Source organism: Streptomyces sp. NPDC002265 (genome assembly GCF_040296125.1).
Lineage (GTDB): Bacteria > Actinomycetota > Actinomycetes > Streptomycetales > Streptomycetaceae > Streptomyces.
Genome location: NZ_JBEOWS010000005.1, coordinates 15,301 through 42,299, shown reverse-complemented (window position 1 = coordinate 42,299; position 26,999 = coordinate 15,301). Strand labels below are relative to the sequence as shown.

At 72.7% G+C, this 26,999-nt stretch carries 27 protein-coding genes and 1 pseudogene; 13 read left to right on the top strand and 15 right to left on the bottom strand.

The window, feature by feature from the left end; translation table 11 throughout:
* Positions 1–2: 2 nt before the first annotated feature.
* Both ABT085_RS01820 and ABT085_RS01815 read left to right on the top strand, forming a co-directional pair.
* Entirely contained in the window at positions 3–1,733 is a 1,731-nt protein-coding gene (locus ABT085_RS01820; RefSeq protein WP_351600468.1) for a sodium/solute symporter, read from the top strand.
* On the top strand, positions 1,730–2,935 hold the full coding sequence (locus tag ABT085_RS01815; protein ID WP_351600466.1) for a sensor histidine kinase: 1,206 nt from the start codon (positions 1,730–1,732) through the stop codon (positions 2,933–2,935). Before ABT085_RS01820 ends, ABT085_RS01815 begins: the two co-directional genes overlap by 4 nt.
* Before the next feature lie 35 nt (positions 2,936–2,970).
* On the opposite strand, the gene ABT085_RS01810 is transcribed toward ABT085_RS01815, so the two are convergent.
* The 5 genes from ABT085_RS01810 to ABT085_RS01790 form a co-directional block, all read right to left on the bottom strand.
* A complete protein-coding gene (locus ABT085_RS01810; RefSeq protein ID WP_351600464.1) occupies positions 2,971–3,147 on the bottom strand; it encodes a hypothetical protein in 177 nt (58 codons plus the stop codon).
* A 91-nt stretch (positions 3,148–3,238) separates the two neighbouring features.
* Entirely contained in the window at positions 3,239–4,189 is a 951-nt protein-coding gene (locus ABT085_RS01805; RefSeq protein WP_351600462.1) for a cytochrome c oxidase assembly protein, read from the bottom strand.
* Positions 4,190–4,309: 120 nt separating this feature from the next.
* Positions 4,310–5,335 carry a 6-phosphofructokinase gene (locus ABT085_RS01800; RefSeq protein WP_351600460.1) on the bottom strand — a complete coding sequence of 342 codons (1,026 nt, stop codon included), beginning with the start codon at positions 5,333–5,335 and terminating at the stop codon, positions 4,310–4,312.
* Between the two features lie 234 nt (positions 5,336–5,569).
* The gene (locus tag ABT085_RS01795; RefSeq protein ID WP_351600458.1) at positions 5,570–6,298 is read right to left on the bottom strand and encodes a type 1 glutamine amidotransferase; all 729 of its coding nucleotides are present in this window, start codon (positions 6,296–6,298) and stop codon (positions 5,570–5,572) included.
* Between the two features lie 20 nt (positions 6,299–6,318).
* Positions 6,319–7,557 (bottom strand): MurT ligase domain-containing protein, encoded by a 1,239-nt coding sequence (locus tag ABT085_RS01790; protein WP_351600456.1) that lies wholly within the window; start codon positions 7,555–7,557, stop codon positions 6,319–6,321.
* Between the two features lie 159 nt (positions 7,558–7,716).
* Between ABT085_RS01790 and def the strand changes: the two genes are divergently transcribed.
* Positions 7,717–8,256 carry a peptide deformylase gene (gene def, locus ABT085_RS01785; protein WP_351600454.1) on the top strand — a complete coding sequence of 180 codons (540 nt, stop codon included), beginning with the start codon at positions 7,717–7,719 and terminating at the stop codon, positions 8,254–8,256.
* Between the two features lie 71 nt (positions 8,257–8,327).
* On the opposite strand, the gene ABT085_RS01780 is transcribed toward def, so the two are convergent.
* Complete coding sequence (locus ABT085_RS01780; RefSeq protein WP_351600453.1) at positions 8,328–8,972, bottom strand: TetR/AcrR family transcriptional regulator; 645 nt, start codon at positions 8,970–8,972, stop codon at positions 8,328–8,330.
* Between the two features lie 172 nt (positions 8,973–9,144).
* On the opposite strand from ABT085_RS01780, the gene ABT085_RS01775 reads away from it, so the two are divergent.
* Complete coding sequence (locus tag ABT085_RS01775; RefSeq protein ID WP_351600451.1) at positions 9,145–10,371, top strand: acyl-CoA dehydrogenase family protein; 1,227 nt, start codon at positions 9,145–9,147, stop codon at positions 10,369–10,371.
* Between the two features lie 61 nt (positions 10,372–10,432).
* Here ABT085_RS01775 and ABT085_RS01770 read toward each other — a convergent pair whose 3' ends face one another.
* The 7 genes from ABT085_RS01770 to ABT085_RS01740 form a co-directional block, all read right to left on the bottom strand.
* Complete coding sequence (locus ABT085_RS01770) at positions 10,433–10,954, bottom strand: cupin domain-containing protein (RefSeq protein ID WP_351600449.1); 522 nt, start codon at positions 10,952–10,954, stop codon at positions 10,433–10,435.
* A 7-nt stretch (positions 10,955–10,961) separates the two neighbouring features.
* Positions 10,962–12,176 carry a cytochrome P450 gene (locus ABT085_RS01765; RefSeq protein ID WP_351600447.1) on the bottom strand — a complete coding sequence of 405 codons (1,215 nt, stop codon included), beginning with the start codon at positions 12,174–12,176 and terminating at the stop codon, positions 10,962–10,964.
* Positions 12,173–13,234: a type III polyketide synthase gene (locus ABT085_RS01760; protein ID WP_351600445.1), complete on the bottom strand. Its 1,062-nt coding sequence runs from the start codon at positions 13,232–13,234 to the stop codon at positions 12,173–12,175. The genes ABT085_RS01765 and ABT085_RS01760 overlap by 4 nt, the downstream gene beginning before the upstream one ends.
* Positions 13,235–13,516: 282 nt before the next feature.
* Positions 13,517–13,753, bottom strand: coding sequence for a DUF6213 family protein (locus tag ABT085_RS01755; protein ID WP_162468415.1), 237 nt, complete (start codon positions 13,751–13,753; stop codon positions 13,517–13,519).
* 25 nt (positions 13,754–13,778) lie between these two features.
* A complete protein-coding gene (locus ABT085_RS01750) occupies positions 13,779–15,164 on the bottom strand; it encodes an NADP-dependent succinic semialdehyde dehydrogenase (protein WP_351600443.1) in 1,386 nt (461 codons plus the stop codon).
* A 145-nt stretch (positions 15,165–15,309) separates the two neighbouring features.
* Positions 15,310–15,783 carry an NUDIX hydrolase gene (locus tag ABT085_RS01745; RefSeq protein ID WP_351600442.1) on the bottom strand — a complete coding sequence of 158 codons (474 nt, stop codon included), beginning with the start codon at positions 15,781–15,783 and terminating at the stop codon, positions 15,310–15,312.
* Positions 15,780–17,321 carry an ATP-dependent DNA ligase gene (locus ABT085_RS01740; RefSeq protein ID WP_351600440.1) on the bottom strand — a complete coding sequence of 514 codons (1,542 nt, stop codon included), beginning with the start codon at positions 17,319–17,321 and terminating at the stop codon, positions 15,780–15,782. Before ABT085_RS01740 ends, ABT085_RS01745 begins: the two co-directional genes overlap by 4 nt.
* A 118-nt stretch (positions 17,322–17,439) precedes the next feature.
* On the opposite strand from ABT085_RS01740, the gene ABT085_RS01735 reads away from it, so the two are divergent.
* The 6 genes and pseudogenes from ABT085_RS01735 to ABT085_RS01710 all read left to right on the top strand — a co-directional run bounded on the left by ABT085_RS01735 (position 17,440) and on the right by ABT085_RS01710 (position 21,989).
* A complete protein-coding gene (locus ABT085_RS01735; protein WP_351600439.1) occupies positions 17,440–18,012 on the top strand; it encodes a helix-turn-helix domain-containing protein in 573 nt (190 codons plus the stop codon).
* A 96-nt stretch (positions 18,013–18,108) separates the two neighbouring features.
* The gene (locus ABT085_RS01730; protein ID WP_351600437.1) at positions 18,109–19,086 is read left to right on the top strand and encodes an NADPH:quinone oxidoreductase family protein; all 978 of its coding nucleotides are present in this window, start codon (positions 18,109–18,111) and stop codon (positions 19,084–19,086) included.
* Positions 19,083–20,267 carry an acyl-CoA dehydrogenase family protein gene (locus ABT085_RS01725; protein ID WP_351600435.1) on the top strand — a complete coding sequence of 395 codons (1,185 nt, stop codon included), beginning with the start codon at positions 19,083–19,085 and terminating at the stop codon, positions 20,265–20,267. Before ABT085_RS01730 ends, ABT085_RS01725 begins: the two co-directional genes overlap by 4 nt.
* Positions 20,264–21,346: an acyl-CoA dehydrogenase family protein gene (locus ABT085_RS01720; RefSeq protein ID WP_351600433.1), complete on the top strand. Its 1,083-nt coding sequence runs from the start codon at positions 20,264–20,266 to the stop codon at positions 21,344–21,346. The genes ABT085_RS01725 and ABT085_RS01720 overlap by 4 nt, the downstream gene beginning before the upstream one ends.
* A gap of 154 nt (positions 21,347–21,500) precedes the next feature.
* Positions 21,501–21,692: pseudogene (locus tag ABT085_RS01715) on the top strand (hypothetical protein); the annotation flags it as partial.
* Positions 21,693–21,794: 102 nt separating this feature from the next.
* A complete protein-coding gene (locus ABT085_RS01710) occupies positions 21,795–21,989 on the top strand; it encodes a hypothetical protein (protein ID WP_351600431.1) in 195 nt (64 codons plus the stop codon).
* 12 nt (positions 21,990–22,001) lie between these two features.
* Here ABT085_RS01710 and ABT085_RS01705 read toward each other — a convergent pair whose 3' ends face one another.
* On the bottom strand, positions 22,002–23,240 hold the full coding sequence (locus ABT085_RS01705; protein ID WP_351600429.1) for a phosphodiester glycosidase family protein: 1,239 nt from the start codon (positions 23,238–23,240) through the stop codon (positions 22,002–22,004).
* Positions 23,241–23,487: 247 nt separating this feature from the next.
* On the opposite strand from ABT085_RS01705, the gene ABT085_RS01700 reads away from it, so the two are divergent.
* Both ABT085_RS01700 and ABT085_RS01695 read left to right on the top strand, forming a co-directional pair.
* Positions 23,488–24,246 (top strand): IclR family transcriptional regulator, encoded by a 759-nt coding sequence (locus ABT085_RS01700; RefSeq protein ID WP_351600427.1) that lies wholly within the window; start codon positions 23,488–23,490, stop codon positions 24,244–24,246.
* A gap of 97 nt (positions 24,247–24,343) precedes the next feature.
* Entirely contained in the window at positions 24,344–25,471 is a 1,128-nt protein-coding gene (locus ABT085_RS01695) for a PP2C family protein-serine/threonine phosphatase (RefSeq protein ID WP_351600425.1), read from the top strand.
* A 111-nt stretch (positions 25,472–25,582) separates the two neighbouring features.
* On the opposite strand, the gene ABT085_RS01690 is transcribed toward ABT085_RS01695, so the two are convergent.
* Positions 25,583–26,008 (bottom strand): ATP-binding protein, encoded by a 426-nt coding sequence (locus ABT085_RS01690; protein ID WP_351600423.1) that lies wholly within the window; start codon positions 26,006–26,008, stop codon positions 25,583–25,585.
* A 222-nt stretch (positions 26,009–26,230) separates the two neighbouring features.
* Here ABT085_RS01690 and ABT085_RS01685 point away from each other — a divergent pair, with 222 nt between their 5' ends.
* Positions 26,231–26,998 (top strand): IclR family transcriptional regulator, encoded by a 768-nt coding sequence (locus ABT085_RS01685; protein ID WP_351600421.1) that lies wholly within the window; start codon positions 26,231–26,233, stop codon positions 26,996–26,998.
* Position 26,999 lies beyond the last annotated feature (1 nt).

Here is a 26,999-nt window from a genome sequence, read left to right as displayed (position 1 = left end):
CCGTGAACTCCGGCTACGCCGTCCCCGCCGTCGCCCTCGTCGTGGTCGCCACCGTCCTCGTCGGCGCGTTCGGGCTGCGCATATCGCGCACCACCTCCGACTTCTACGTCGCCTCCCGCACCGTCGGACCCCGCCTCAACGCGGCCGCCATCAGCGGCGAGTACCTCTCCGCCGCCTCCTTCCTCGGCATCGCCGGGCTCGTCCTGGTCCAGGGCCCCGACATGCTCTGGTACCCCGTCGGCTACACCGCCGGATACCTGGTCCTGCTCCTGTTCGTCGCCGCCCCGCTGCGCCGCTCCGGCGCCTACACCCTCCCCGACTTCGCCGAGGCACGGCTCGCCTCCCAGGCCGTACGGCGGCTCGCGGGCGCCTTCGTCGTGGGCGTCGGCTGGCTGTATCTGCTGCCCCAGCTCCAGGGCGCGGGACTGACGCTGACCGTGCTGACCGGAGCGCCCGGGATGCTCGGCGGGGTGATCGTGGCGGTCGTCGTGGTGGCGACCGTGGCCGCCGGCGGCATGCGCAGCATCACCTTCGTCCAGGCCTTCCAGTACTGGCTGAAGCTCACCGCCCTGCTGGTCCCCGCCCTCTTCCTGGTCCTCGCCTGGCAGGGCGACGGCGCGCCCACGCACGCCTTCGAGGAGCCCGCCGCCTTCCGCAGGCAGGGCGTGGTGCGCTTCGACTCCACCCTCGACCTGATGCTGGACCGGCCGCTGACCGTGGCCGTCAGCGGCACCGTCGACGGGCGGCCCCTGGACGGCACCCGGGTCGACCTGCCGGCCGGCGTCCACCGCATCGAGCGGGGCACCCGGCTGACCTTCACCGAGGGCAGCACGGTGCCCGCGGCCGACCACGGCGGCCGGGCCGGCATGTCGACCTCGCTGGCCGCGGGCCGCGAGGAGCGCCCGCTGTACGCCACGTACGGGCTGATCCTCGCCACCTTCCTCGGCACCATGGGCCTGCCGCACGTAGTCGTCCGCTTCTACACCAGCCCGCACGGGGTCGCCGCCCGCCGCACGACCGTCGCGGTCCTCGTCCTGATCGGCGCCTTCTACCTGCTGCCCCCGGTCTACGGCGCGCTCGGCCGGCTGTACGCCCCCGAGCTCACCCTGACCGGCGACGCTGACGCCGCCGTACTGCTGCTGCCCGAACGGCTGATCGGGGGCCTGGGCGGGGAACTGCTCGGCGCCCTGGTCGCCGGGGGCGCCTTCGCCGCGTTCCTGTCCACCGCGTCGGGGCTGACCATGGCCGTGGCCGGCGTCCTCACCCAGGACGTCCTGCCCGCACGCGGCGTCCCGCACTTCCGGCTCGGCACGGTGCTCGCCATGGCCGTACCACTGGCCGCCAGCGTCCTGGTCGGCGGCCTGCCCGTGGCCGACGCGGTCGGGCTCGCCTTCGCCGTCTCCGCGTCGTCGTTCTGCCCGCTGCTGGTCCTCGGCATCTGGTGGCGGCGGCTGACCCCGCCCGGCGCGGCCGCCGGGATGCTGGTGGGCGGCGGCTCGGCGTTCGTGGCGGTCACCGCGACCATGGCGGGCTTCCCGGGCACCGGCGGACCGCCGCACGCCCTGCTCGCCTGGCCCGCCCTGTGGTCCGTACCGCTGGGCTTCCTCACCATGGTGCTGGTGTCCCTCGCGACCCCGGGGCGGGTACCGGCCGGCACGGCGGCCGTGCTGGCGCGCTTCCATCTGCCGGAGGAACTGCGCACCGAGGAACTGCGGCCGGAGGCGCGGGCGTGAGCGGATTCCTGGCGGGCCTGTGCGTGGCCGCGCTGCCCCTGCTGGCCGCCGGATTCTGGCTGGGACGGCGCACGGCACGCCCGGAGAGCCAGGGCGGCCTCGGCACCCCCGTCGAGCACGCCACCTTCGAGACCCTGCACACCGCGTCCCTTGCCGCACCCCCGCTGCGCGAGGGCCTCACCGGGGAGACGGCCCGCAGATCGGCCCGCACCCTGCGGTCGCTGCTCGGCACGGACGCGCTGTGCCTCGCCGACGACCAGGACGTCCTCGTCTGGGACGGCGCGGGCAGCCACCACCGGGCCGAGGTCAGGGAGCGGCTCGCCGGCCCCCTCCAGAGCGGCCGGGGCGAGGCGTTCCGGCTGGACTGCGACGCCCCCGACTGCCCGGTGCGCTGGGCCGTGGTCGCCCCGCTCACCGTCGACGACCGGGTGCGCGGCGCGCTCGTCGCCTGCGCGCCGCGCGAGTCCGCGGTCCTGCTCCGGGCGGCCGGCGAGGTCGCCCGCTGGGTGTCCGTGCAGCTGGAGCTGGCCGACCTCGACCAGTCCCGGACCCGGCTGATCGAGGCCGAGATCAAGGTTCTGCGGGCCCAGATCTCCCCGCACTTCATCTTCAACTCGCTCGCGGTCATCGCCTCCTTCGTGCGCACCGACCCCGAGCGCGCCCGGGAGCTGCTGCTGGAGTTCGCCGACTTCACCCGCTACTCGTTCCGCAGGCACGGCGAGTTCACCACCCTCGCCGACGAGCTCCACGCCATCGACCACTACCTGGCGCTGGTCCGGGCCCGCTTCGGCGACCGGCTCTCCGTCACCCTTCAGATCGCCCCCGAGGTGCTGCCGGTGGCGCTGCCCTTCCTCTGCCTCCAGCCCCTCGTCGAGAACGCCGTCAAGCACGGCCTGGAGGGCAAGGCCGACGCGTGCCGCATCCAGATCACCGCGCAGGACGCGGGCGCCGAGGCCCTGGTGGTCATCGAGGACGACGGCGCCGGCATGGACCCCGCCCTGCTGCGCCGCATCCTCGCGGGCGAGGTCAGCCCGTCCGGCGGCATCGGACTGTCGAACGTCGACGACCGGCTGCGGCAGGTCTACGGCGACGACCACGGTCTGGTCATCGAGACCGCGGTGGGGGCGGGCATGAAGATCACCGCCCGGCTGCCGAAGTACCAGCCGGGCGTGCACTCGGCGGGCCGGCTGACCGGGACGTGAGCCCCGGCGTGCTCAGGGCGTAGAGCTCCGGAGCTCTACGCCGGCCGGCCGTCGGTGATGATCATGGCGAGGGTGAGCAGTCCCAGCACGACCCAGCCGAACCACAGCCAGCCGTTGCTGCCGAGCGCCACCGTGTAGGCCGTCACCACGACGAGCCCGCCGAGGGTGAGCACCCCCATCGCTCTCGTGGAACCGTCCGTGGAACCGGGCATCGCGACACCCTCCTCAGGACACCCTGCTCAGGGTTCGTCCTCCTCCATGGTGCCCCGGATCCGGCCAGGCCGTACCGCCCGTGCGTCCGCCTCAGCGTCCCTGTGCGTTCAGGGAGGCCAGATAGGCGTTGTACGCCTCCAGCTCCTTGTCCCCGTCGCGCTCCGCGGCCCGGTCCGAGCGCTTGGCCTGCCGCTGCTCGGACCCGTACCACTGGAACAGCAGTGCGATCAGCACCAGCACCGAGGGGATCTCGCTGAACGCCCAGGCGATGCCGCCGGCCGCGTTCTGGTCGGAGAGGGCGTCGATGGCGAGCGAGGCGGGCGGGTTGCGGAAGCTGTCGACCATCGGCGACGACGCCATCATCAGCGCGATGCCGAAGAACGCGTGGAACGGCATGCCCGCGAACAGCTCCAGCATCCGCATCAGATGACCCGGCCGGTTCGGCCCCGGGTCCACGCCGATGATCGGCCAGAAGAACACCACGCCGACGGCGAGGAAGTGCACCATCATCGCGATGTGCCCGGCCCGGGAGCCCATCAGGAAGTCGAACAGCGGGGAGAAGTACAGGGCGTACAGGCTCGCGATGAACATCGGGATCGTGAACGCCGGATGCGTGATCACCCGCATGTAGCGGCTGTGCAGCAGCGCCAGCAGCAGCTCGCGCGGCCCCTTGCGGCCCCGGTCCGCGACCGGCAGCGCGCGCAGCGCCAGGGTGGCCGGGGCGCCGAGCAGGATCAGGATCGGCGACAGCATGCTGATCACCATGTGCTGCACCATGTGCACGCTGAACATGACCATCCCGTAGTCGTTCAGCGCGGTGCACATCACCGCCATCACCGTCAGCACCCCGACGGTGAACGACACGGTCCGGCCGACCGGCCAGGCGTCCCCGCGCCGCCGCAGTCTGACGACCCCCCAGCCGTACAGGGCCAGTGCCAGCAGGCAGGCCACGAGGAAGAAGGGGTCCGCCGACCACTGAAGACCTCGTCCCAGCGTGAACGGCGGCAGATCCATGGTCATGCCGTGCCCGCTGTGATCCATCCGCCGGCTCCTGGTTCGTGGGGGTTGCGCGCTGTCTGTCCACAGCTGTCTGTCCGCACCCAGACTAAAGCCGCCCCCGGCCGCCACTGCGGCCGGGGGCGGCTGAAGCCGCAAAAGCGCCTAGAGCACGCACTCCGCCTCGGCGTAGCGCTCCTCCGGGACCGTCTTCAGCGTCTTCACGGCCTCCGCCAGCGACACCATCACGATGTCCGTGCCGCGCAGCGCGGTCATCATGCCGAACTCGCCGCGGTGCACGGCCTCCACCGCGTGCCACCCGAAGCGGGTGGCCAGCACGCGGTCGTACGCGGTGGGCGTGCCGCCGCGCTGGACGTGTCCGAGGATGACCGGCCGGGCCTCCTTGCCGAGGCGCTCCTCCAGCTCCACGGAGAGCTGACGGGCGATCCCGGCGAACCGCTCGTGGCCGTAGACGTCCTTGCCGCCCTCGTCGAAGTCCATGGAGCCGGCCCTCGGCTTGGCGCCCTCCGCGGCCACGACGATCGCGAACCGCTTGCCGGCCTCGAAGCGCTCCCCGACCCGCCGCGCCAGCTCGTCGATGTCGAAGGGCCGTTCCGGTACGACGATGGCGTGGGCGCCGGCCGCCATGCCCGAGTGCAGCGCGATCCAGCCGGTGTGACGGCCCATGACCTCCACGATCAGCACGCGCTGGTGGGACTCGGCGGTGGTCTTCAGCCGGTCCAGGGCCTCGGTCGCGACCCCGACGGCCGTGTCGAAGCCGAAGGTGACGTCGGTGACCGCGATGTCGTTGTCGATGGTCTTCGGCACGCCGACGATGGGCAGGCCGTTGTCCGACAGCAGACGGGCCGCCTTCAGCGTGCCCTCACCGCCGATCGGGATGATCGCGTCGAGACCGAGCTCCTCGACATGGCCCCGGGCGCGCTCCACGCCGTCCCGCAGATGCTCGGGGCGGACCCGGGAGGAGCCGAGGATGGTGCCGCCGCGGGCCAGGATGCCGCCCACCGCGTCGAGGTCGAGCTTGAGGTAGTCGCACTCCAGGAGACCCCGCCAGCCGTCCCGGAAGCCGATGACCTCGTCGCCGTGGTCGACCACGGCACGGTGCACGACGGACCGGATGACGGCGTTCAGGCCGGGGCAGTCGCCGCCGGACGTGAGGACACCAATGCGCATAGCCCGAACAACCTTCTCCACGTGGGCCGGGGGCCGAACCACGCTGTCCGGCACGGACGTCGCCACCCTAGCGTCAGGAGGGGGCGGGACCGCACCGTGCGTCCGCCTGCTGGACGGGCCCGCTCACCTGTGCGGACGGGGTGTCAGACGGGCCCGCTCACCTGTGCACAAGGCCCGTCGGACGGGCATCGGACGGGTGTCCGAAAGGTGTCCGACGGGCCTGTGCAGAGACGTTCAGGCAGGCTGCTGCGCGGCCGCGATCCGCTCGTTGCGCAGCGCCTCGTACCAGTGGTCGTCGATCGGCGGCAGCGCGTTCACGTCGAGGGCCAGCTTCAGCAGCAGGTCCGCGACCTGAGGGTTGCGGGCGAGTACGGGCCCGTGCATGTAGGTGCCGAAGACCGTGTCGTTGTACGCGCCCTCCGTGCCGTCCCCCGTGCCGTTGCCCCGGCCGATCCGCACCTGGGCGAAGGGACGGGCGGTGGGGCCGAGCTGGGTGACGCCCTGGTGGTTCTCGAAGCCGGTCAGCGGGGGCAGACCGAGGCGCGAGTCGATGTCCGCGAGCACGTCGCCGACGCAGCGCTCGCCGGTACCGCGCACCGTGGTCACGTCCAGCAGCCCGAGACCCGGCTCGCGCTGGCCCAGGTCGTTGACGAACTCCTGGCCGAGGATCTGGTAGCCGGCACACACCGAGAACACGATCGCGCCGTTCTCGACGGCCCGGTACAGGTGCCCGTCGCGGCGCAGCCGCTCGGCCGCGAGCCGCTGCGGCCGGTCCTCGCCGCCACCGATGAGGTAGATGTCGCCGGAGGTCGGGATCGGCTGGTCGCTGCGTACGTCCAGCCGGGCCACGTCGAGGCCGCGCTGGCGGGCCCGGCGTTCCACGACGAGGACGTTGCCCTGGTCGCCGTAGGTGCTGAGGAGGTCGGGGTAGACCCAGACGATCCGCAGTTGGTTGTCGCTCATGAGATGACCGTCCTTGGTGGTCAGTTGCCGACGCGGCGGCGCAGGTCCTGGAAGGCGGTGTAGTTCGCGATGACCTCGATCCGCCCGGGAGGCGCCATCTGCACGGCCTGGTCGACGCTCTCGCACACCTGGAAGTGCTGGTTGGCGACCTCCAGACGCACCGCGAGGTCCAGCTTCCGGTCGCCGATCACGAAGATCGGGTGGCCGGTCAGCCGGGTGTAGTCGACGTCCCACAGCCACGAGGTGTCCGTGCCGTCGGCGCCGCGCGCGTTCACCGACAGGATCACCGGGGTCGGCGGCGGGTCGATCAGGGAGAACGTCTCCAGCCAGCCGGCCGGGTTCTTGGCGAGCAGCAGCCGCAGGTCGCGCTGCATGAACTGCACGACGTCGTAGCGGCCGGCCACGGCCTGTACCTGGTACATCCGCTCCAGGGCCACCTGCGGCGGCACTCCGAAGACGGCGGCGACCGCGGCCGAGGAGGCGGCGTTGGCCTTGTTGGCGCGTCCCGGCAGCTGGAGGTGGATCGGCCAGGCCGAACCGTGCGGGTCGAGGACGTGGTCGCCCGACAGCGCCCAGCTCGGCGACGGCCGGCGGAAGCCGCAGTCGCCGCAGAACCAGTCGTCGCCCGGACGCTGCATCACACCGCCGCAGGACGGGCAGGACCAGGCGTCGTCCTTCCACATCTGCCCGGCTGCGACCCAGATCACATTGGCGGACGACGACGCGGCCCACACGACCAGCGGGTCGTCCGCGTTGGCGACGACGACGGCCTTGGAACCGGCCAGGCCCTCACGCCAGTTCTCCGCCAGCATCCGCGTCTCGGCCGCGCGGTCGAGCTGGTCGCGGGAGAGGTTGAGCAGCGCGATGCACTTCGGGTCGGTGTCCCGGGCCACGCCCGCGAGGTACTTCTCGTCGACCTCTATGACCGCGTAGCGGGCTTCCGAACCGCCCGCGAGCGCCGAGGTGATGCCGGCCGGCATGTTCGCGCCGAGCGCGTTGGACACGACCGGGCCCGCGGCGCCCAGGGCCTCCGCGATCAGCCGGGTGGTGGTCGTCTTGCCGTTGGTCGCCGACACCAGGACGACGTCCAGGTGCTGGGCGAGCCGGGCGAGAAGGTCGGGGTCGAGCTTGAGCGCCACCCGTCCGCCGATCACCGAACCGCTGCCGCGCCCCGCTGCGCGCGATGCCGCCGCGACCGCCTTGCCCGCGGTCACGGCGATCTTGGCCCGCGGCGTGAGCGGGTCCGAGTTGCCTGCCATCAGTTCTCGATCCTCCTTGCGTACGCGCCGCGCCTCAAGCCGTTCGGCAACGTGGTGTGGACCTCAGCCTATCGAGATCCATTCACACACCCGAACCCTGGCACCCCCGCGGCACCCACGCGACATCCGCGTGGCTGTCAGGACCGTACCCTTGCCGCCATGCGACACGGTCCGATCCCGGGCGCCCGCGGGCGAGTCCGGCCCCTCACCCTGCTCGGCGACCCGGTGCTGCACAGCCCCTGCGCCGAGGTCACCGACTTCGGTCCCGAACTGGCCCGGCTCGTGGAGGACCTGTTCGCCACGATGTACGCGGCGCAGGGGGTGGGACTGGCCGCGAACCAGGTCGGCGAGCCGCTGCGGGTGTTCGTGTACGACTGCCCGGACGACGAGGACGTCCGGCACCTGGGGCACGTGGTCAACCCCCGGCTGGTGACGGCCGACGGACTGGTGCTGCGCGGGCCGGAGGGATGTCTGTCCCTGCCGGGCCTGGAGGCGGGCACCGAGCGCCACGACCACGCGGTCGTCGAGGGGTTCACGGTGACGGGCGAGCCGGTCACCGTGCACGGGACCGGCTTCTTCGCCCGCTGTCTGCAACACGAATGTGATCATCTGGACGGTGCGGTGTACGCGGACCGGGTGACGGGATGGCGCGGCCACCGGCTGATGCGGCAGGTGAAGCGGGCCCCCTGGCACCGGTGAGGCGTCCGCGCGCGGGTGTGCCGGGCCCGTCCGCCGCGTCGCGCGAGGACGGACTCCGGTGGCGCGGGGTCTCAGAACCCCGGGCCGCCCACCTTGTCGCCGGCCGCCGCCAGCCGGCCCCACAGCAGATCGGCGAGACTGCGCACGAGTTCGGCGCGCGAGCACGGCCGTTCGCCGAGCCACCAGTCGCCGGCCGCGTGCATCATGCCGACGATCCCGTGTCCCCAGACCCGCGCCAGCTGCTGGCTGCCCGGACCCAGATCCACCCGCTCCTCGATCACCTGGGCCAGCTCCTCGCCCATCCGGCGCAGCAGCGGCGCGCTGTGCTTGCCCACGTCGAAGCCCTGGTCGCCGGACTGGCCGCCCTCCGCCGGGTGCATCAGGAACCGGTACACCTGGGGGCGCGCCTCGATCGCCGCGAGGTAGGTGTCGAGGGTGGCCTCGACCCGCTCGCGCCGTTCGGCGGGCGCGTCCAGCGCGGCCCGCAGCGAGGCGAGCAGGGCGTCCGTGTGCCGGGTGGCCAGGGCGGCGTACAGTCCGCCCTTGTCGCCGAAGTGGCGGTAGAGGATCGGCTTGGTGATGCCGGCCTCCGCCGCGATGGCGTTCATCGACGCCTGCGGGCCGTCGCGGAGCACCACGCGGTCGGCGGCCTCCAGCAGCTCGCGCCGTCGACGGTCGGCGGCCCGCTGCTGATCGGTCCGCTGTGTGGTGTCCATGAGCTCTCCCCACCCGTGCTGGTTCGGTGACGCCTGCGCAAACTAACACTCAACACCTCCCTGACATCGAACGGGCTGCCGACCGGTCATCAGGAGTTGACATGGCCTACCCGTCGGTAACAGACTCGCGTTACCGCAAGTAACATGCACGTGCGCCGCCGCTGGAGGGGACATGGCCGAGTTCACCATGGAGCTCAACGACGAACAGAATGAGGTCCGGGACTGGCTGCACGGCTTCGCCGCCGACGTCATCCGCCCCGCGGCCGCCGAATGGGACGAGCGTGAGGAGACTCCCTGGCCGGTCATCCAGGAGGCCGCGAAGGTCGGAATCTACTCCCTCGACTTCTACGCCCAGCAGTACTTCGACCCCACCGGCCTCGGCATCCCCATGGCCATGGAGGAGCTGTTCTGGGGCGACGCGGGCATCGCCCTGTCGATCGTGGGCACCGGCCTCGCCGCCGTGGGCGTCCTCGCCAACGGCACCGAGGAGCAGATCGGCACCTGGATCCCGCAGATGTACGGCGACCCGAACGACGTGAAGGTCGCCGCGTTCTGCTCCTCCGAGCCCGACGCCGGCTCCGACGTGGCCTCCCTGCGCACCCGCGCCGTCTACGACGAGGCCAAGGACGAGTGGGTGATCAACGGCACGAAGACCTGGGCGACCAACGGCGGCATCGCCAACGTGCACGTGGTCGTCGCCGTGGTCGACTCCGAGCTCGGCTCCAAGGGCCACGCGTCCTTCATCGTCCCGCCGAACACGCCGGGCCTGTCCCAGGGACAGAAGTTCAAGAAGCACGGCATCCGCGCCTCGCACACCGCCGAGGTCGTCCTGGAGAACGTACGCGTCCCCGGTTCCTGCCTGCTGGGCGGCAAGGAGAAGCTGGACGAGCGCCTCGCCCGGGCGCGCGAGCGGGCCAAGGCGGGCGGGGAGCGCGTGAAGAACGCCGCGATGGCCACCTTCGAGGCGTCCCGCCCGGCCGTGGGCGCGATGGCCGTGGGCACCGCCCGCGCCGCCTACGAGGTCGCCCTCGACTACGCCAGGACCCGCGAGCAGTTCGGCCGGCCGATCATCGACAACCAGGGCGTGGCCTTCCAGCTCGCCGACATGCGCACGTCCATCGACGCGGCCCGGCTGCTGGTGTGGCGGGCCTCCTGGATGGCGGTCAACGGCCGGCCCTTCACGTCGGCCGAGGGCTCGATGTCGAAGCTGTTCGCGAGTGAGACCGCGAAGAAGGTGACCGGACAGGCCATCCAGATCCTGGGCGGCAACGGCTACACCCGGGAGTACCCGGTGGAGCGGATGCACCGGGACGCGGCGATCTACACCATCTTCGAGGGCACCAGCGAGATCCAGCGCCTGGTGATCGCCCGCACCCTGTCGGGGATGCCCGTGCGCTAGCACGCGGCGGCGGGGCGTGGACCGGTCCGGCCCACGCCCCGGAAAGCCGCGCCCCGGTGGCTCAGCGGTGCCGCAGCGGGGTCAGCTGCTCGATGTCGTAGCGCATCCTCAGTTCCTCGATCGCCTCGTGGTCCGGCGGGCCTTCGCCGTCCAGGATCGTCAGGAGTTCCTCGAAGTAGCGCTCGTGGTCCGGCGGCGGCGACGCCTGGAAGAACATCTTCGCGGGCGTCTCCGTCGGATTCGCGAACGCGTGCGGGCAACCGGGCGGTACGACGATCACCGTACCCGCCGTGGCCCGCACCACCCGGCTGCCCGAACTCGACTCCCAGGTGCGCCAGTTGTCGGGCGTGCGGACGCGGGGCTCGAAGGCGAGCACGTCCAGCTCGCCCTCGAGGACGTAGAACAACTCCTCGCTGCGCGCGTGCACATGGGCACCGACGTCGAAGCCCGGGGGGACCACCACCTCGAAGGTGGAGGCCGTACGCGAGTGCGAGCCGGTCACCTTGAACGTCACGTGCTGCGCGGGACTCTGGACCACCCGGCCGTGGCCGGGCGGCACCAGCAGTCCCTCGGTCGTCGTCATCGGGGGCTCACCAGGTGACGGGCAGGGCCTCGGGCCCGCGGATCAGCGCGCCCTTGCGGAACGGCACCTTCTCCGGCGGAACGGCCAGTTCGAGCCCCGGTATCCGGTCGAGCAGCGCGTCGACGAGCAGCTCGGACTCCAGGCGGGCCAGCATGCCGCCTGGGCAGTAGTGCGGACCGAAGCCGAACGCGACATGCGGGTTCGGCGACCGCGAGAAGTCGATCGTCTCGGGGTACGGGAAGACGTCCGGGTCACGGTTGGCGGCCAGGTAGGACACGTAGACCGGATCACCGGCCCGGATCCGTACGCCTCCGATCGCCACGTCCTCCAGCGCGATCCGGGACAGACCGACCGCGTTGCGGTGCGGGATGTACCGCAGGAGTTCGTCGATGGCCTGCGGCCGGATCTCCGGTTCGGCCCGTAGCTGCCGGGCCAGGTTCGGGCGGGTCAGCAGGATGTAGAACATCTGCCCGCTGTTGTTGGTGACCGCCTCGCCGCCGATCTGGAGCAGCACCGCGAGCCCCACGGCCTCCTCCAGGGTGATCTCGCCCCGGCCCACGGCGGCGCCGAGCAGCGAGGTCACGTCCTCGGCCGTGCCGTCCTCCCGCCGGCCGATCAGGTCCGCGAAGTACGCGCCCATCTCGGCCTTGGCCTTCTCGCTGACGTGTGCTCCGTGCGAGGAGGAGAGGATCAGCTGGGTCCAGGCGTGCATGCCGTGCCGGTCGGCCGCCGGGACGCCCATCAGCTCGCAGATGACCGCGATGGGGAACGGGCTGAGCACCGTCTCGGTGAGATCCGCGGGCGGGCCGTCCTGGAGCAGCTCGTCGACCAGCTCGTCGAGCAGCAGACGGGACTTCTCCCGGACCCGTTCGACCCCCTTCGCCGTGAAGGCGGCGGCCACCGACCGGCGCAGCCTGGTGTGGTCCGGCGGGTCCAGGAAGCCGACCGCGCCGCGGGCCGGGATGAAGTGCGGGGCCAGCCGGGTGACCTGCTGGTCCATGACCGCCTCGCGGCCGAACCGGGGGTCGTTGGTCACCGTGCGCACATCGTCGTGCCGGGTGACCAGCCACGCCCACCCCTCGCCGTTGGGTAGCTGGATGCGGGTGACCGGGCCCTCGTTCATCAGCTCGGTCAGGACCGGGTCGAAGTCGACACCGGTCAGATCGAGGGCCGGCCAGTGCCGGACCGGGGGCAGGGTCTCGGTGATCGTCTTCTCGGTCATGACGCCCCTTCGCCACCGGTCCACCGGCCCAGCGCCATCTCGGCCGTGATGCCGGGGCCGAACCCGGCGAGCAGCCCGCGCGCCCGGTGCTCGGCGCCGCCCTCGTCGAACAGCCGGCGCAGCGCGTCCAGGACGACGGCGCTGGCGATGTTGCCGTACTCGGTGAGCGTGGCCCGGCTGAACCGGAAGGCGTGCGGATCGACCTTCAGGAACTTGCTGAGGTCGTCGAGTATTCGGGGCCCGCCCGCGTGGACGATGTAGAAGTCCAGGTCGGCCGCGTTCCAGCCGTGCAGGTTCGCGAGGTCGTGGAGCGCCGGGGCGAGCGGCTCCATGGTGGCGGGCACCCGCTTGTCCAGCAGGAAGTGGAAGCCGGTCGCCCGGACGTCGTACATGATCCACTCTTCGGTCTTGGGGATCAGGTACGAGCCGTTGCGCTCCAGCTCGATGCCGGTGCCGCCCCTGCCGCGGACCGCGGCGGCGGCGATGCCGTCCCCGAACAGGCCGTTGGACAGCAGCGATCCGACGCCGAGGTCGGTGGGCTGGTAGCACAGCGAGCAGAACTCGCAGGCCACGATGAGCGCGTTGGCGTCCGGGTACGCCGTGCAGAAGTCATGGGCCCGGTTGATCGCGGCGCCGCCCGCCGCGCAGCCCAGCTGGGCGATGGGAATCTGACGGGTGGTGCTGTCGAAGGCCATCTCGTTGATCAGCCACGCCGTGAGCGAGGGCATCATGAAGCCCGTGCACGAGACGTAGATGATCACGTCGATGTCGGTGGTGAGCAGTTCGGCCTCGTCGAGCGCACGCTGGATGACCGCGGGGACCCGGGCCTTCGCCTCGGCCTGGTAGAGCTTGTTGCGTTCCTCGAACCCCGGGTGTTTGAGGGTCTCCTCGATCGGCTGCACGATGTGCCGGGTGCGTACGCCCGTGTTCTCGATCAGACGGAGGGCCAGGGGCAGTTGCGGGTGGTCCTCGTGGTGGCTGCGTGCCAGCTCGAGCGTCTCCTCCATGGTGATGACGTGCTCCGGGACCGACACCGAGGGTTTGCACAAAGTCGCCATGACCGTGCCTGCTTTCGCCGTCCGGAGGACCCCTTCGCAGGCCCTCCGGTCAGAAGGTGGTTCACCCGTGAGGGTGGTCCACCCACGATCACCCGACAGGGCGACGGTCTCTCGCTGGACTACTCCAATCGGGGGCCCCGAGGCGGAGCGGGCGGGGCATGTCGAGTGCGTCCCTGGGCGGCGTCGGCCGCGGCCGCGACAGGCCGCGGGGGCGGTTCACCCGGCGCGGGGCACACGGATGCGCAGCCCCTCAGGGGGCGAACTGTCCCCGCTGTCGGCCGCCTAGCCCCGCTGTCCGCTGCTGTGCGCGATGCACGCCACGTCGATCCGGTCGGCCAGCTTGGCCAGTTCGATGGTCAGCGCCGCGACCGTGTCCTCGTCCAGGCCGTCCTGACCGGCCTCCACCAGATGCAGCCAGCGGCCGCCCACCGTGCGCAGCAGCTTGCTGACGTCGGACGCCGACACCTGCAACGTGCCGCGGTCGTCGACGATCAGCGGCAGGGTCACTTCGCGGTTCACAAAGGGGATCGTAGCCGCGGAAGGCTCACGCTCCCTGCCATACGGTGGTGATGTTGCAGAACTCGCGGATTCCGTGCCCGGAGAGCTCGCGCCCGTATCCCGACCGCTTCACCCCGCCGAACGGGAACGCCGGATGGGAGGCCGTCATCCCGTTCACGAACACACTGCCCGCCTCCAGGTCCCGTACGAACCGGTCGACCTCGGCCTCGTCCCGGGTCCAGACGTTCGAACTCAGCCCGAACGGGGAGTCGTTGGCGATCAGCAGTGCCTCCTCCAGATCGCCCGCGTGGTACACCGTGGCGACCGGCCCGAAGGCCTCCTCGCGATGGATGCGCATCTCCCGCGTGATCCCCGACAGCACGGTCGGCGGGTAGTACCAGCCCGGTCCCTCGGGCCGTTCGCCGCCGCACAGCACGGCGGCGCCGCTGCGCCGGGCGTCGTCGACCAGTTCCTCCAGGTCGGCCCGCCCCTGTTCGTTCGCCAGCGGCCCGACCTCGGTGCTCTCCAGCAGCGGGTCGCCGACCTTCAGCGCCTTCATCGCCGCGGTGAAGCGCTCGGTGAACTCGTCGTGGACGTCCGCGTGCACGATGAACCGCTTTGCGGCGATGCACGACTGCCCGTTGTTCTGCACCCGGGCGGTCACCGCGACCTGCGCGGCGCGCTCGACGTCGGCGGACGGCATCACCACGAACGGGTCGCTGCCGCCCAGTTCCAGCACCGTCTTCTTGATCATCTCTCCGGCGGTGGCCGCGACCGCCCGGCCGGCCGGCTCGCTGCCGGTGAGGGTGGCCGCCTTGACCCGCTCGTCGCGCAGGATCCCGTCGACCGCGCCCGCGCCGATCAGCAGGGTCTGGAAGCAGCCCTCGGTGAAGCCCGCGCGATGGAAGAGGTCCTCCAGGTAGAGGGCGGTCTGCGGGACGTTCGAGGCGTGCTTGAGCAGGCCGACGTTGCCCGCCATCAGGGCGGGCGCCGCGAAGCGGACCACCTGCCACAGCGGGAAGTTCCACGGCATCACCGCGAGCACCGGGCCCAGCGGCCGGTAGCGGACCAGGACCCGCGAGGCGCCGGAGTCCCGCACGTCGTCGGCGGCGGGCAGCTCGTCGGCCAGCAGTTCCTCGGCGTGCTCGGCGTACCAGCGCATCGACTTGGCGCACTTGGCCGCCTCCGCGCGGGCCTGCCTGACCGGCTTGCCCATCTCGGTGGTCATCACCCGCCCGATGTCCGCCTGGTCCGCCTCCAGCAGGTCGGCCGCCCGGTGCAGCAGGCGGGCGCGCTCGGCGAACGTCGACGTGCGGTACGTACGGAACGTGGCCTCGGCGAGCTGGAGCCGGCGTTCGATCTCCTCCTCGCCCATGGCCTCGTACGTCTTCAGCGTCTCGCCGTTCGCAGGGTTCACCGTTGCGATGGGCATGACCGACCTCCCTGGGAACAGGCTGTGTCTCGACCTTCCCGCGCGCCGCGGGGGACCGCAACGCGTGCGCGTCCGCTCAGGCAACACCCGCGCCCGCGCTCCGGCCACGCGTGCGTGTCCGCCCGGGTCACGCGTGCGCGTCCGCTCAGGCCGAGTGCTCCGTCAGACGGTCGAGAAACGCGGTCTGCGCCCCGACGACCAGTTCCCGGGCCCGGTCGAGCCCGAACCACTCCACCCGGTCCAGCTCGGGGAACTCCCGGACCTGCCCCGACCGGGGCGGCCACTCCATCCGGAAGGTGCCCGGACGGACCGCCGAGGGGTCGAGGTCGGCCTCGACCGCCCAGGCCGTGACGGTCTTGCCGCCGGTCTGCCGGACCTCCCCGAGCGGGATCGCGGCGCCGTCGGGCGGCGCGAGCCCGAGCTCCTCGCGGAACTCGCGCCGGGCGGCCTCCCAGGCGGGCTCCTCGGGCCCGTACTCGCCCTTGGGGAGGGTCCACGCCCCGGCGTCCTTCCGCGCGTAGAACGGACCGCCCATATGCCCGAGCAACACCTCGAGGCCATGGTCGGTGTGCCGGAACAACAGCAGTCCGGCGCTGCGTCGGCCGCGGGCGGTGCTCACGGGTGTACCTCCGGGTGCGCGGCGAGCAGGGTCGACACGGTGTCCGCCTCCTCGGGGCGCTTGTCCGGCCGGTAGCGGACCACGCGGGCGAAGCGGAGCGTGACACCGGCCGGGTAGCGGCTGGAGCGCTGGAGGCCGTCGTAGGCGATCTCCACGACGAGTTCGGGGCGTACGGTGACCACCTGGCCGTCGTCCTCGACGGCCAGCCCCGCCAGCCGCTCGGTCTGCCAGGCGAGCATCGCGTCGGTCATGCCCTTGAAGGTCTTGCCGAGCATCGCGAAGCCGCCGTCGGCCGTGCGGGCGCCCAGATGCAGGTTGGAGAGCCTGCCGGTGCGCCGCCCGTGGCCCCGCTCGACGGCCAGCACCACCAGGTCCAGGGTGTGCACGGGCTTGACCTTCAGCCAGGCGGCGCCGCGCCGCCCCGCGCTGTAGGGGGCGTCCAGGGCCTTGACCACCACGCCCTCGTGGCCGCGCCGCAGCGTCGTGGCCAGGAACTCCTCCGCCTCCCGGACGTCCTCCGGGGCCTGGGAGGCCCGTGTCCGCCGCACCCGTATCGGCTCGGGGACCAGCCGGGCCAGCTCCGCGTGCCGTTCGGTCAGCGGCAGGTCGAGCAGGTCCCGGCCGTCGACGTACAGTGCGTCGAAGAAGACCGGGGAGACGGGCACCGCCTCGGCGGCCGTGGCCACGTCCACCCGTGAGCCGACCCGCCCGGCGGTCTCCTGGAAGGACCGCGGCCGGCCGTCCGGGCCGAGCGCGATCACCTCCCCGTCCAGGACGAACCGCTCGCCCGCCAGCTGCCTCGCGGCCGCGGTCACCTCGGGCAGGCGGTCGGTGATGTCGTCGAGGGTGCGGGTGTGGACGCGCACGGTGTCGCCGTCCCGGTGCACCTGGACCCGGATGCCGTCCAGCTTCTCCTCCACCGCGCAGGCGCCCAGCCTGCCGATCGCGTCGGCGACCGAGGCCGCGCTGTGCGCGAGCATCGGCAGCACCGGGCGTCCGACGGTCAGCCGGAACCGGTCCAGGGCCGCGGGTCCGTCGGCGAGCAGCGCCTGTGCCACCGCGGGGAGCGAACCGGCCAGCATCACCGCCCGCCGTACGTCCCCCGCGGGCGCCCCCGTCGCCGCCGCCAGGCCCTCGACCGCGACCGCGTCCAGCGCGCCCTGCCGTACCTCGCCGGTGATCAGGCCGAGCAGGAACCGCTGCTCGTCCTCGGTGGCCGCGCCCATCAGCGCCTCGACCAGACGGGCCCGTTCGGCCTGCGAGCCGGGGCCGGACACCGCGGCCAGCCCGGTCAGCCGGGCGTCCACCTCGCGCACGGTCAGCGCCGGTCCGGCGGCCGGCGGGACCGGGCGGGACAGCACCTTCCAGCCGACGCCCAGCCGGCCCTGCGGCAGCCGCCCGGCCAGGTACGGGATGACGAGCGGCACGTCGTCCGGGTCGGCCTCCCGGAACAGCCCGGCGAGCAGCGCGGTCTTGCGGGACCGCGCCGAGGCGGCGGCGACCTCCCGGGACACCTGGGCGAGCCGGCTCAGCAGCATGCAGCCATGGTGCACCGCGGGCCCGGCGGCTACACCCGCACGGCCCCGCCGACGACGGGCGTGCTCCGCCGGGCCTGGCGGAATTGACAAACAGCTTTGCCGAATCTGCAATACGGGGATGAGTACCGACGACGTTCTCGCGGCGGTGGGCCCCAGGCTGCGCCGGATCCGCAAGGAGCGGGAGGTGACCCTGGCCGCGCTGTCCGAGTCGACCGGCATCTCGGTCAGCACCCTCTCCCGGCTGGAGTCCGGCCTGCGCAGACCCAGCCTCGAACTGCTGCTGCCGATCGCCCAGGCCCACCAGGTGCCGCTGGACGAACTGGTCGGTGCGCCGCCGGTGGGGGACCCGCGGGTGCGGGCGAAACCGATCGTGCGGGGCGGGCGCACCCACTGGCCGCTGACCAGACAGCCCGGCGGACTCCAGGCGTTCAAGGTGTTCGAGCCGCAGCGCAGCCTCGACCCGGACCCGCGCACCCACGAGGGCTACGAGTGGCTGTACGTACTGTCCGGGCGGCTGCGGCTGGTGCTGGGGGAGCACGACGTGGTGCTCGGCCCCGGGGAGGCGGCGGAGTTCGACACCCGGGTGCCGCACTGGTTCGGGTCGACGGGCGAGGGGCCGGTGGAGTTCCTCAGTCTGTTCGGACCGCAGGGCGAGCGGATGCACGTACGGGCGCGGCCCTCGCGCCCGTGAGCCGGGGCCGTGACGGACGTGACTGTTCCCTGATCGGCAAGCGACCGCTTAGTATGCGATCGACCGGTCGAGGACGCAGTCCCGTGGAGGCTTCGCATGCAGGCATGGCAGGTGCACGAGAACGGCGAGCCGAGTGAGGTGATGCGGCTCCAGGACGTCGAGCGGCCCACGCCCGGCGACGGCCAGGTCCTGCTGAAGGTGCGCGCTGCGAACATCAACTTCCCGGACGCGCTGATGTGCCGCGGCCAGTACCAGGTCCGGCCCCCGATGCCGTTCACGCCGGGCGTGGAGATCTGCGGCGAGACCGAGGACGGGCGCCGGGTGATCGCGAACCCGGCCCTGCCGTACGGCGGTTTCGCCGAGTACACCGTCGCCGACACCGCCGCTCTGCTGCCCGCCCCCGAGTCGCTCGACGACGCCGAGGCCGCCGCGCTGCACATCGGCTACCAGACGGGCTGGTTCGCACTGCACCGCCGGGCCCGGCTGGAGGCCGGCGAGACGCTGCTCGTCCACGCCGCCGCGGGCGGGGTCGGCAGCGCGGCCGTCCAGCTCGGCAAGGCGGCCGGTGCCACCGTCATCGGGGTCGTCGGCGGGGCGGACAAGGCGGCCGTCGCCCGCGAACTGGGCTGCGACGTGGTGATCGACCGGCGCACCCAGGACGTGGTCGCCGCCGTCAAGGAGGCCACCGGCGGCCGGGGCGCCGACGTGGTCTTCGACCCGGTGGGCGGCGACGCCTACACCCAGTCCACCAAGGTCGTCGCCTTCGAGGGCCGGATCGTCGTCGTCGGCTTCGCGAGCGGCACGATCCCTTCGGCCGCGCTGAACCACGCCCTGGTGAAGAACTACTCGATCCTCGGCCTGCACTGGGGCCTGTACAACACCAAGAACCCGAAGCTGGTCCAGCACTGCCACGAACAGCTCACCGAGCTGGCCGCCCGGGGCGCGATCAGGCCGCTGGTGAGCGAGCGCGTGCCGCTGGCGGAGGCCGCGGCCGCCGTCCAGCGGGTCGCCGACGGCGTCACCACCGGCCGCGTCGCCGTGCTGCCCGCTCTGGAGAACGGAGCCGCCGCATGACCGACGCAGCCGAACTGCGCAGCCTCACCCAGGAGTTGCTGACCGCGTACCCGCCCGCCACGACGGACCGCACGGACTTCCTCAAGGCCCGGTTCGACGCCGGCCTGGCCTGGGTGCACTACCCGGTGGGCCTCGGCGGACTCGGCGCCCCCCGCTCCCTCCAGGCCGTCGTGGACGCCGAACTGGAGGCCGCGGGCGCCCCCGACAACGACCCGCGGCGCATCGGCATCGGCCTCGGCATGGCCGCGCCGACGATCCTGCGCTACGGCACCGACGAGCAGAAGCAGCGCTTCCTGCGCCCGCTGTGGGTGGGCGAGGAGGTCTGGTGCCAGCTCTTCAGCGAGCCCGGCGCCGGGTCCGACCTGGCGGCCCTGGGCACCCGGGCGGTCCGGGAGGGCGACGGGGACTGGGTGGTCAACGGGCAGAAGGTGTGGACCTCCAGCGCGCACCTGGCCCGCTGGGCCATCCTGATCGCCCGCACCGACCCGGACGTGCCCAAGCACGCGGGCATCACCTACTTCCTGTGCGACATGACCGACCCCGGCGTCGAGGTCCGGCCGCTGCGCCAGATCACCGGTGAGGCCGAGTTCAACGAGGTGTTCCTCACCGGCGTACGCATCCCCGACTCGCGCCGGCTCGGCGAGGTCGGCGACGGCTGGCGGGTCGCGCAGACCACCCTGAACAACGAGCGCGTCGCGATCGGCGGGATGCGGCTGCCCCGCGAGGGCGGCATGATCGGCCCGGTCTCGACGACCTGGCGCGAGCGCCCCGAACTGCGCACCCACGACCTGCACCAGCGTCTGCTCGGACTCTGGGTGGAGGCCGAGGTGACCCGTCTCACCGGCGAACGGCTGCGCCAGCAGCTCGTCGCGGGCCAGCCCGGCCCCGAAGGCGCGGGCATGAAGCTCGCGTTCGCCCGCCTCAACCAGCAGATCAGCGGCCTCGAGGTGGAACTGCGCGGCGAGGAGGGCCTGTTGTACGACGACTGGACCATGCGCCGCCCGGAACTGGTGGACTTCACCGGCCGTGACGCCGGCTACCGCTATCTGCGCTCCAAGGGCAACAGCATCGAGGGCGGGACCAGCGAGGTCCTGCTGAACATCGTCGCCGAGCGCGTGCTGGGACTGCCCTCCGAGCCGCGCACCGACAAGGACGTCGCCTGGAAGGACCTGGCCCGATGAGCACCACGCCGGACCTGCTGTACTCGGAGGAGGAAGAGGCGCTGCGGTCGGCGGTGCGGGACCTGCTGACCGACCGCTGCGACCCGGCCGCGGTGATCGCGCGCACCGAGTCGGACGCCCCTTACGACCTCGCCCTGTGGAAGACGCTCGCGGACGGGATGGGCCTGGCCGGACTGCTCGTTCCGGAGGAACTCGACGGCCAGGGCGCCACCCACCGCGAGGCCGCCGTCGTGCTGGAGGAACTCGGCCGGGCGGTCGCGCCGGTGCCGTACCTGACGAGCGCCGTGGTCGCCACCGAGGCGCTGCTGGAGTGCGGCGCCGACGACCTGCTCGCACGGCTGGCCTGCGCCACCTCGATCGGTGCGCTGGCCGTCGGACTGCACACCGCCCCGGGCGCCGCCTTCGCCACCGTACGGCTGGAGAACGGCACCCTGCACGGCGAGTTGACGAGCATCGCGGACGCGGCCGTCGCCGACCTGCTGCTCGTGCCCGCCGACGACGGCGGGCTGTACGCGGTGGACTCCGCCGTTGTTACCGTCACCCCGCAGGTGTCCCTCGACCTCACCCGCCCGCTCGCCACCGTCCTGCTCGACGGCGTCGCGGGCCGCCGCGTCGGCGATGCCGGACCGGCCGTGCGGCGCGCCCTGCGGGCCGGTGCCGCACTGCTCGCCTCCGAGCAACTCGGCCTGGCCGAATGGACCTTGACGGAGACGGTCCGCTACCTCAAGGAGCGCAAGCAGTTCAACCGGCCCGTCGGCGGGTTCCAGGCCCTCAAGCACCGGCTCGCCGGGCTGTGGCTGGAGACCGTCGGCCTGCGCGCCGCCGCCCGCAACGCGGCCGACGCCCTCGCCACCGGTGAGGACGCCGACGTGGCGGCCGCCGTCGCCCAGGCGTACGCGGCCCCCGTCGCCGTGCACGCCGCCGAGGAGGCCCTCCAGCTGCACGCCGGCATCGGCATGACCTGGGAGCATCCGGTCCACCTGTACCTCAAGCGGGCCAAGGCCGACTCGATCGCGTACGGCACGGCGGGCGCCCACCGGTCCGCGCTGGCCGAACTCGTCGACCTGCGCGCCCCCTGACCGGCCCCGGCGAAGCCCGCCCCACCCGGACGCGAATTGCTCCCCGCGTCCACCGGGGCGGGCTTCGCCGTGTGCCCGCGCGCAAGGAGCGAACGAGCGACGGCGGTCCGGCCGACCCCTGCCATGCACAGGCCTGTCGAGGTCCGGGCCGCCGCAGCTCGGGGACATCGTCCGCACGGCGCACACGCACGACCGGAAGGTGCGGTTCCGGGCCACCCCGGACCTCGCCTGACCCGCCCGCACCGCCCTGTGGACCGGACTCCTCGCGGCCGGGGTCGACCACCTCGACACCGACGATCTGGCGGGCCTGGAGGCCTTCCTCGACTCCTATCGCCCCGCCGCGTAAAACCACTCGTTCGGCGGACAGGTCAACCGCCCGGACGGACCCTCCGCTACGCCACACTTACGGCCGAACGCCGCGAAGCGGACGTGGCGGAGGAGGTTGACGATGGCCATTTCCATCTCTGCGGTGCTGTTGCTGCTGATCCTGGCAGTGATCTTCCTGCGTCACGGGGGACTGAAGATCTCCCATGCGCTGATCTGCGCACTGTTCGGCTTCTGTCTCGCGAGCACCAGCATCGCGCCCGCGATCAGCAGCGGGATCACGGCGACGGCCGACGTCATGAGCGGCCTGCGGCCGTGATCCCGCGCGGGGTCACCCGACGGTGAAGACCCCGATCCCGTTGGCCACGGCGCGTTCCGCCCCGCCCGAGGGGTGGTTGCGCACCGAGACCCGGGTCGCGCCGGGGGCCCTGGCCACCAGCGTCGACGAGCCGCCGCCGTCCAGGCTGAACCCGTCGACCGCGCCCAGGCTCCGCAGCGCACCCGCCACCTCGGCGATCGTGAGGCCGCTGCGATAGGCGGGCGCGCCGTCCAGGGCCAGCAGGAACACGCGCCGCCCACCGCCCGCGATGCCCACGGCGGTGCGCACCGCCGACGTCGTGTCGTTGAGCCCGGCCAGCGGAACCCCGTCGCGCAGGACCGGGTACCCGCCCAGCGCGAAGCGGTAGGGAATCCGGCTGCCCGAGGCCGCCAGCCGGTACCGGACCGAGACCGCCTCGCCCCGGAAGAGCCTGCGCAACTGCTGCGCGCCCGCCTCACGGCCGACGAGGACGGTCGTGCCCGGGGCGACGGCGCCGCTGCCGGGCCGGCCGGCGAGCGCGACGATCCTGCCGTGACGGAGCGTCACCTCGTAGGTGTCCGCGCTGCACGACGCCGCCCGCTCGGTGTCCGTGCCGCAGGTGGCCCGCACCCGCGAGACGCCGCCCCAGTCCGAGGTGAACGCGCCGATGGCCCCCACCGGCAGCGCGTACTGGTTGAGCCCGCCGAGCGCGAGCGTGCCCGCGGGCGTGCGGACCGACCCGACGAGGCGCAGCCGGTCGAGCCGGGCGCGCCAGTCGGCGCCGACGCCGATCACCTCGGTGGTGTCGGTGCCCGGCGGCAGTCCGGGGCCGAACCGCTGCCCGTCCGGCACCGCCGCCTTGAGGGCCCGGCCGGACACGATCGTCGGTCCCACGGCGGCACCCGTCGCCCGGACACCCGGATGCTGGGTCTCGGTGATGTTGAAGAAGTCGCCGTTGACGCCCGCGACCGCGCCCTGCGCGTCGGCCAGCGCGGAGATCCTGGCCCGTCCCGCCACCGCCCTGGGCCGGAGCAGGCCGAGGCGCACCCCCCGGCGCAGGTCGACGGTCAGTACATGGGCGTGCGTCACCCCCCTGGCTCCCCGGATGTCGAACTGCCGGTACACCACGCCCGGTGCCACCGCCGTGCCCTGCGCGGCACCGGCGGGTGCCGCCTCCACCACGGTCGCACCGGCCAGCGCCGTGAACGCCGTGAGAACCGTCAGTGCCGATCTGCCTCTGCCTGCCCCGAACCACGTCCGACGTAAGGTCACCTGATCCCCTGAGGTCGCGTCGACTCACTCGTACGTCGGAAAAGTTCAGCAGAACCCCTTTCGTCACGGGGTGGCCTGCGGACTACTGCACGAGAACGAGTGAGGGAACGCCTGCCATCGGGTGAATCCCCTCGACCTGGGTATTAGTGCCGCGGCCGGACGCCGCCGGACGCGGCCGGGCGGTGCCGGATCCGTCACGTTCCGTGCGCGTTTTGCCCGTGCCGGGCGCCGGGCGCACGCTGGTGGTATGAGCGCTCAGGACGGTCCCACGCTCATCACGTCCGTCCAGCGGGCCTTCCGCCTGCTGGAGGCGGTGAGCGGGCACGTGAACGGCGCGCCCGCCAAACAGCTGGCGCGGGAGACGGAGCTGCCCCTGGCCACCGCCTACCACCTGCTGCGGACGCTGGTGCACGACGGTTACCTGCGCAAACTCGACGACGGCGGCTTCGTCCTGGGCGACAGGATGCAGGCGCTGCACACCACCAGCCGTGAGCAGGCGCTGCTGAGCCGGGTCCGGCCCGTGCTCGCCGCACTGCGGGACGAGCTCGCGACCGCCGCCTACCTCACGTTCTACGAGGAGGGCGAGATCCGGGTCGCCGAGATCGTCGACGGCCCCCGCGCACCCCGGGTGGACCTCTGGGTGGGGTTCGAGGACGCCGGGCACGCCACCGCGCTGGGCAAGTCCGTCCTGCGGGAGCTGGACGAGGACGCCCGCCGGGACTACCTCTCCCGGCACCTGCTGGCCGACCTCACCCCGCGGACCGTCACCAGCTCCCCGGAACTGCTCCGGCGGATCGACTGCTCACCCGTCGCGCCGGCCGTCACGGACCTGGAGGAGTACGCCCTGGGCACCGTCTGCGTCGCCACGCCCGTCTACAGCGGGGACACCCTCGGCTCGCTCGGCGTCTCCATGCCGGCGGCGCGGGCCTCCCGGATCACGGAGGTCCTCGCACGGCTGATCCCGACCGCGGACCGGGTGACCCGGGGCCTTTCGCTCACTATGTGAAATCCCGGTCCTTGTGACACCTGCCCTCGACGCCTTTATCTGGATAAAGCGGACATACCGGGAGTTCCAGAGCGCACGTGAGGACAACGGACGCAAGATGACCCAGGCCCGAGGATCCACCCGCCGGCCCGCCGCGGCCCGGTCGGCCGCCAAGGCCGTACTGCCCGTCCTGCTCGTCGCCGTCGTGGTCTTCGCCGAACTGTTCGAGGGTGCGGGGACGATCTGGCTGCCGCTGCTCGTCGCCGGGCCCGCGCTGGCCGCCACCACCAACCGGCCGCGCGGGGTCCTCCTCGTCGGCCTCCTCGCCCTGGTGTTCGGTTCGATCCTCGGGGCCCGCGCGGACGTCCCGGACGGCGAGCTGGCGGCCGTACTGGCGGGCCTGCTGGCCGTCACCCTGGCGAGCGACCTGGCCAGTGCGCTGCGCGCACGCCGGGAGCGCGTGCTCGCGGCCGTCCGCTCGGTCGCGGAGGCTGCCCAGCACGCGCTGCTCAGGCCCGTACCGGAGACCGTCGGCCCGTTCCGGGTCGCGGTCCGCTACAGCGCCGCCGCGGCCGAGGCCCGGATCGGCGGGGACCTCTACGCGCTGATCTCCACCCCGTACGGGATCCGGATGATCGTCGGTGACGTGCGCGGCAAGGGCCTGCCCGCCGTGGGCACCGCCGCCCTGGTGCTCGGTGTCTTCCGCGAGGCCGCCCACGACGAGCCCGACCTCGTCGCCGTGGTGGACCGGATCGAGCGGAGCCTGGAGCGCAACCTGGACTGCGACGACTTCGTCACCGCCGTGGTCGCCGGATACCCGGGCGCCGGCCGCCTGGAGCTGGTCAACTGCGGCCACGCGCCGCCGCTGCTGGTCCGCGCGGCCGGTGAGGTCGTACCGGTGGAGCCCGCCGATCCGGCCCCGCCGCTCGGGCTGCGCGCCCTGTCGGGACAGACTCCGGGCCTCCAGGCGCTGACCTTCGCCGACGGTGACCAGCTGCTGTTCTACACCGACGGGGTGACCGAGGCCCGGGACCGTGACCGGGCGTTCTATCCACTGGCCGAAGGGCTGGCGCGCCATGCGAGCGACGAGCCGGACCGTACCCTGACCGCACTGCACACCGAGCTGCTGGCGCACGTGGGCGGGCGGCTGGACGACGACGCGGCGCTGCTCCTGCTCCACAAGCCGGCGCACGGTACCGGTCTTCCCCTGCGGGACCGGGTCCGACCGGCGAAGGACCGGGTCTGACCGGTGCGCCGCACGGCACCGGGGCCGGCGTCGGCGGTCGCGCCGCGCGTTCGCGGGACCGGAGAGGCAGGTGGGATGTCGTACGTGTCGTAAGTCGGTGTGCGAGAGCGCTCAGGCCGCGACGAGGTCGGCCCACCGGGACACGCCGCCCGAGTGGATGTGGATGCCGTGCCGGGCCGCCAGGGCGTGCACGATCTGCTCGCCCCGGCCGTGCTCGTCCGGGTCGATCCCGTCCTGCGGCCGCTCCGCGCCATAGGCGGGACCCGAGTCCGTGACCTCGATCCGCAGGGTGTCGAGCCCCGACTCCCGGATCCAGGTCAGGCGCAGCTGCGCCGGTGGCAGGGCGTGCACGACGGCGTTGGTGAGCAGCTCGGAGACGACCAGGAGGGCGTCCTCGACGATCTCCGGGCAGACGTCCCAGGCGGCCATGACGTCCGCGGCGCTGCGCCGTACGGCCGAGACGGCCCCGGGCACGGGCGGCAGCGGGCAGACGTGTTCGCATGTCTGCGCAAGCATCGTGTTCAGCTGTGCCGCCATCTGTACTCCTCCGGGACGAACGCTGCCGGACTCCTCCGGTGGACGTTGCCGGCCTGGTGCCGGGGTCCGGCGTGGGTGCCGGGCCTCAGAGCACCGTAGGGAGCCGTACGAAGGGGGTCAATGAACACAGGTCGCCATTGCCGAACGCAAGCACCGCATCCAGGGGCGAAGCCTCCATCTGCACGTGAAGCGGTCGTCTCCGGGCGGTAATAGGCTCGCCTCATGGCCGGGCCGGTCCAGTCGATCGAACGGGCGGCGGCGATCCTGCGGCTGCTCGCCGGCGGACCCCGCCGGCTGGGGCTGGGCGAGGTGGCCGCCTCGCTGGGTCTTGCGAAGGGCACGGCCCACGGCATCCTGCGCACCCTCCAGCACGTGGATTTCGTGGAGCAGGACGCTGCGACCGGGAAATACCAGCTCGGAGCGGCCCTGCTGCATCTGGGCACCAGCTACCTCGACGTGAACGAGCTGCGGTCGCGCTCCATCAACTGGGCCGACGCCCTGGCCGCGCGCAGCGGGGAGTCGGTCCGTCTGGGCACCCCCCTGGAGGGCAGGGTCCTCGTCGTCCATCACGTGTTCCGGCCGGACGACACGCTCCAGAGCCTGGAGGTGGGCTCGCTGCTGCCGCTGCACGCCTCCTCCCTCGGCAAGGTGCTGCTGGCCTTCGGGGCCGCACCGCTCGACGAGGCCCTGGAGCCCGCTCCGGAGGCGTACACCCGGCACACCCTGGTCACCCGGGCGCAGCTCACCCGGGCGCTCGCCGACGTCCGCGAGAACGGCTGGGCCGCCGAGGTCCAGGAGATGGACATGGGCGAAGCCGGGGTCGCCATGCCGATCCGGGGGCACGGCGGGCTGGTGGTGGGGGCGATCGGGCTCTCCGGCGCGGTCGAGAGGATCTGTGGCGGCCAGGGCCGCCCCCGGCCGGAGCTGGTCACCCTGCTCCATGACGCCGCCCGGGCGATCTCCCGGGATCTGGGGGCCGCCCGCTGGTGAG

Excerpts from the sequence above, each read along its gene's own strand:
- ABT085_RS01810 (WP_351600464.1), bottom strand. The coding sequence starts at position 3,147 with ATGCCCGGTTCCACGGACGGTTCCACGAGAGCGATGGGGGTGCTCACC.
- ABT085_RS01805 (WP_351600462.1), bottom strand. The coding sequence starts at position 4,189 with ATGGATCACAGCGGGCACGGCATGACCATGGATCTGCCGCCGTTCACG.
- ABT085_RS01800 (WP_351600460.1), bottom strand. The coding sequence starts at position 5,335 with ATGCGCATTGGTGTCCTCACGTCCGGCGGCGACTGCCCCGGCCTGAAC.
- ABT085_RS01795 (WP_351600458.1), bottom strand. The coding sequence starts at position 6,298 with ATGAGCGACAACCAACTGCGGATCGTCTGGGTCTACCCCGACCTCCTC.
- ABT085_RS01790 (WP_351600456.1), bottom strand. The coding sequence starts at position 7,557 with ATGGCAGGCAACTCGGACCCGCTCACGCCGCGGGCCAAGATCGCCGTG.
- def (WP_351600454.1), top strand. The coding sequence starts at position 7,717 with ATGCGACACGGTCCGATCCCGGGCGCCCGCGGGCGAGTCCGGCCCCTC.
- ABT085_RS01780 (WP_351600453.1), bottom strand. The coding sequence starts at position 8,972 with ATGGACACCACACAGCGGACCGATCAGCAGCGGGCCGCCGACCGTCGA.
- ABT085_RS01775 (WP_351600451.1), top strand. The coding sequence starts at position 9,145 with ATGGCCGAGTTCACCATGGAGCTCAACGACGAACAGAATGAGGTCCGG.
- ABT085_RS01770 (WP_351600449.1), bottom strand. The coding sequence starts at position 10,954 with ATGACGACGACCGAGGGACTGCTGGTGCCGCCCGGCCACGGCCGGGTG.
- ABT085_RS01765 (WP_351600447.1), bottom strand. The coding sequence starts at position 12,176 with ATGACCGAGAAGACGATCACCGAGACCCTGCCCCCGGTCCGGCACTGG.
- ABT085_RS01760 (WP_351600445.1), bottom strand. The coding sequence starts at position 13,234 with ATGGCGACTTTGTGCAAACCCTCGGTGTCGGTCCCGGAGCACGTCATC.
- ABT085_RS01750 (WP_351600443.1), bottom strand. The coding sequence starts at position 15,164 with ATGCCCATCGCAACGGTGAACCCTGCGAACGGCGAGACGCTGAAGACG.
- ABT085_RS01740 (WP_351600440.1), bottom strand. The coding sequence starts at position 17,321 with ATGCTGCTGAGCCGGCTCGCCCAGGTGTCCCGGGAGGTCGCCGCCGCC.
- ABT085_RS01735 (WP_351600439.1), top strand. The coding sequence starts at position 17,440 with ATGAGTACCGACGACGTTCTCGCGGCGGTGGGCCCCAGGCTGCGCCGG.
- ABT085_RS01730 (WP_351600437.1), top strand. The coding sequence starts at position 18,109 with ATGCAGGCATGGCAGGTGCACGAGAACGGCGAGCCGAGTGAGGTGATG.
- ABT085_RS01725 (WP_351600435.1), top strand. The coding sequence starts at position 19,083 with ATGACCGACGCAGCCGAACTGCGCAGCCTCACCCAGGAGTTGCTGACC.
- ABT085_RS01720 (WP_351600433.1), top strand. The coding sequence starts at position 20,264 with ATGAGCACCACGCCGGACCTGCTGTACTCGGAGGAGGAAGAGGCGCTG.
- ABT085_RS01710 (WP_351600431.1), top strand. The coding sequence starts at position 21,795 with ATGGCCATTTCCATCTCTGCGGTGCTGTTGCTGCTGATCCTGGCAGTG.
- ABT085_RS01700 (WP_351600427.1), top strand. The coding sequence starts at position 23,488 with ATGAGCGCTCAGGACGGTCCCACGCTCATCACGTCCGTCCAGCGGGCC.
- ABT085_RS01695 (WP_351600425.1), top strand. The coding sequence starts at position 24,344 with ATGACCCAGGCCCGAGGATCCACCCGCCGGCCCGCCGCGGCCCGGTCG.
- ABT085_RS01690 (WP_351600423.1), bottom strand. The coding sequence starts at position 26,008 with ATGGCGGCACAGCTGAACACGATGCTTGCGCAGACATGCGAACACGTC.
- ABT085_RS01685 (WP_351600421.1), top strand. The coding sequence starts at position 26,231 with ATGGCCGGGCCGGTCCAGTCGATCGAACGGGCGGCGGCGATCCTGCGG.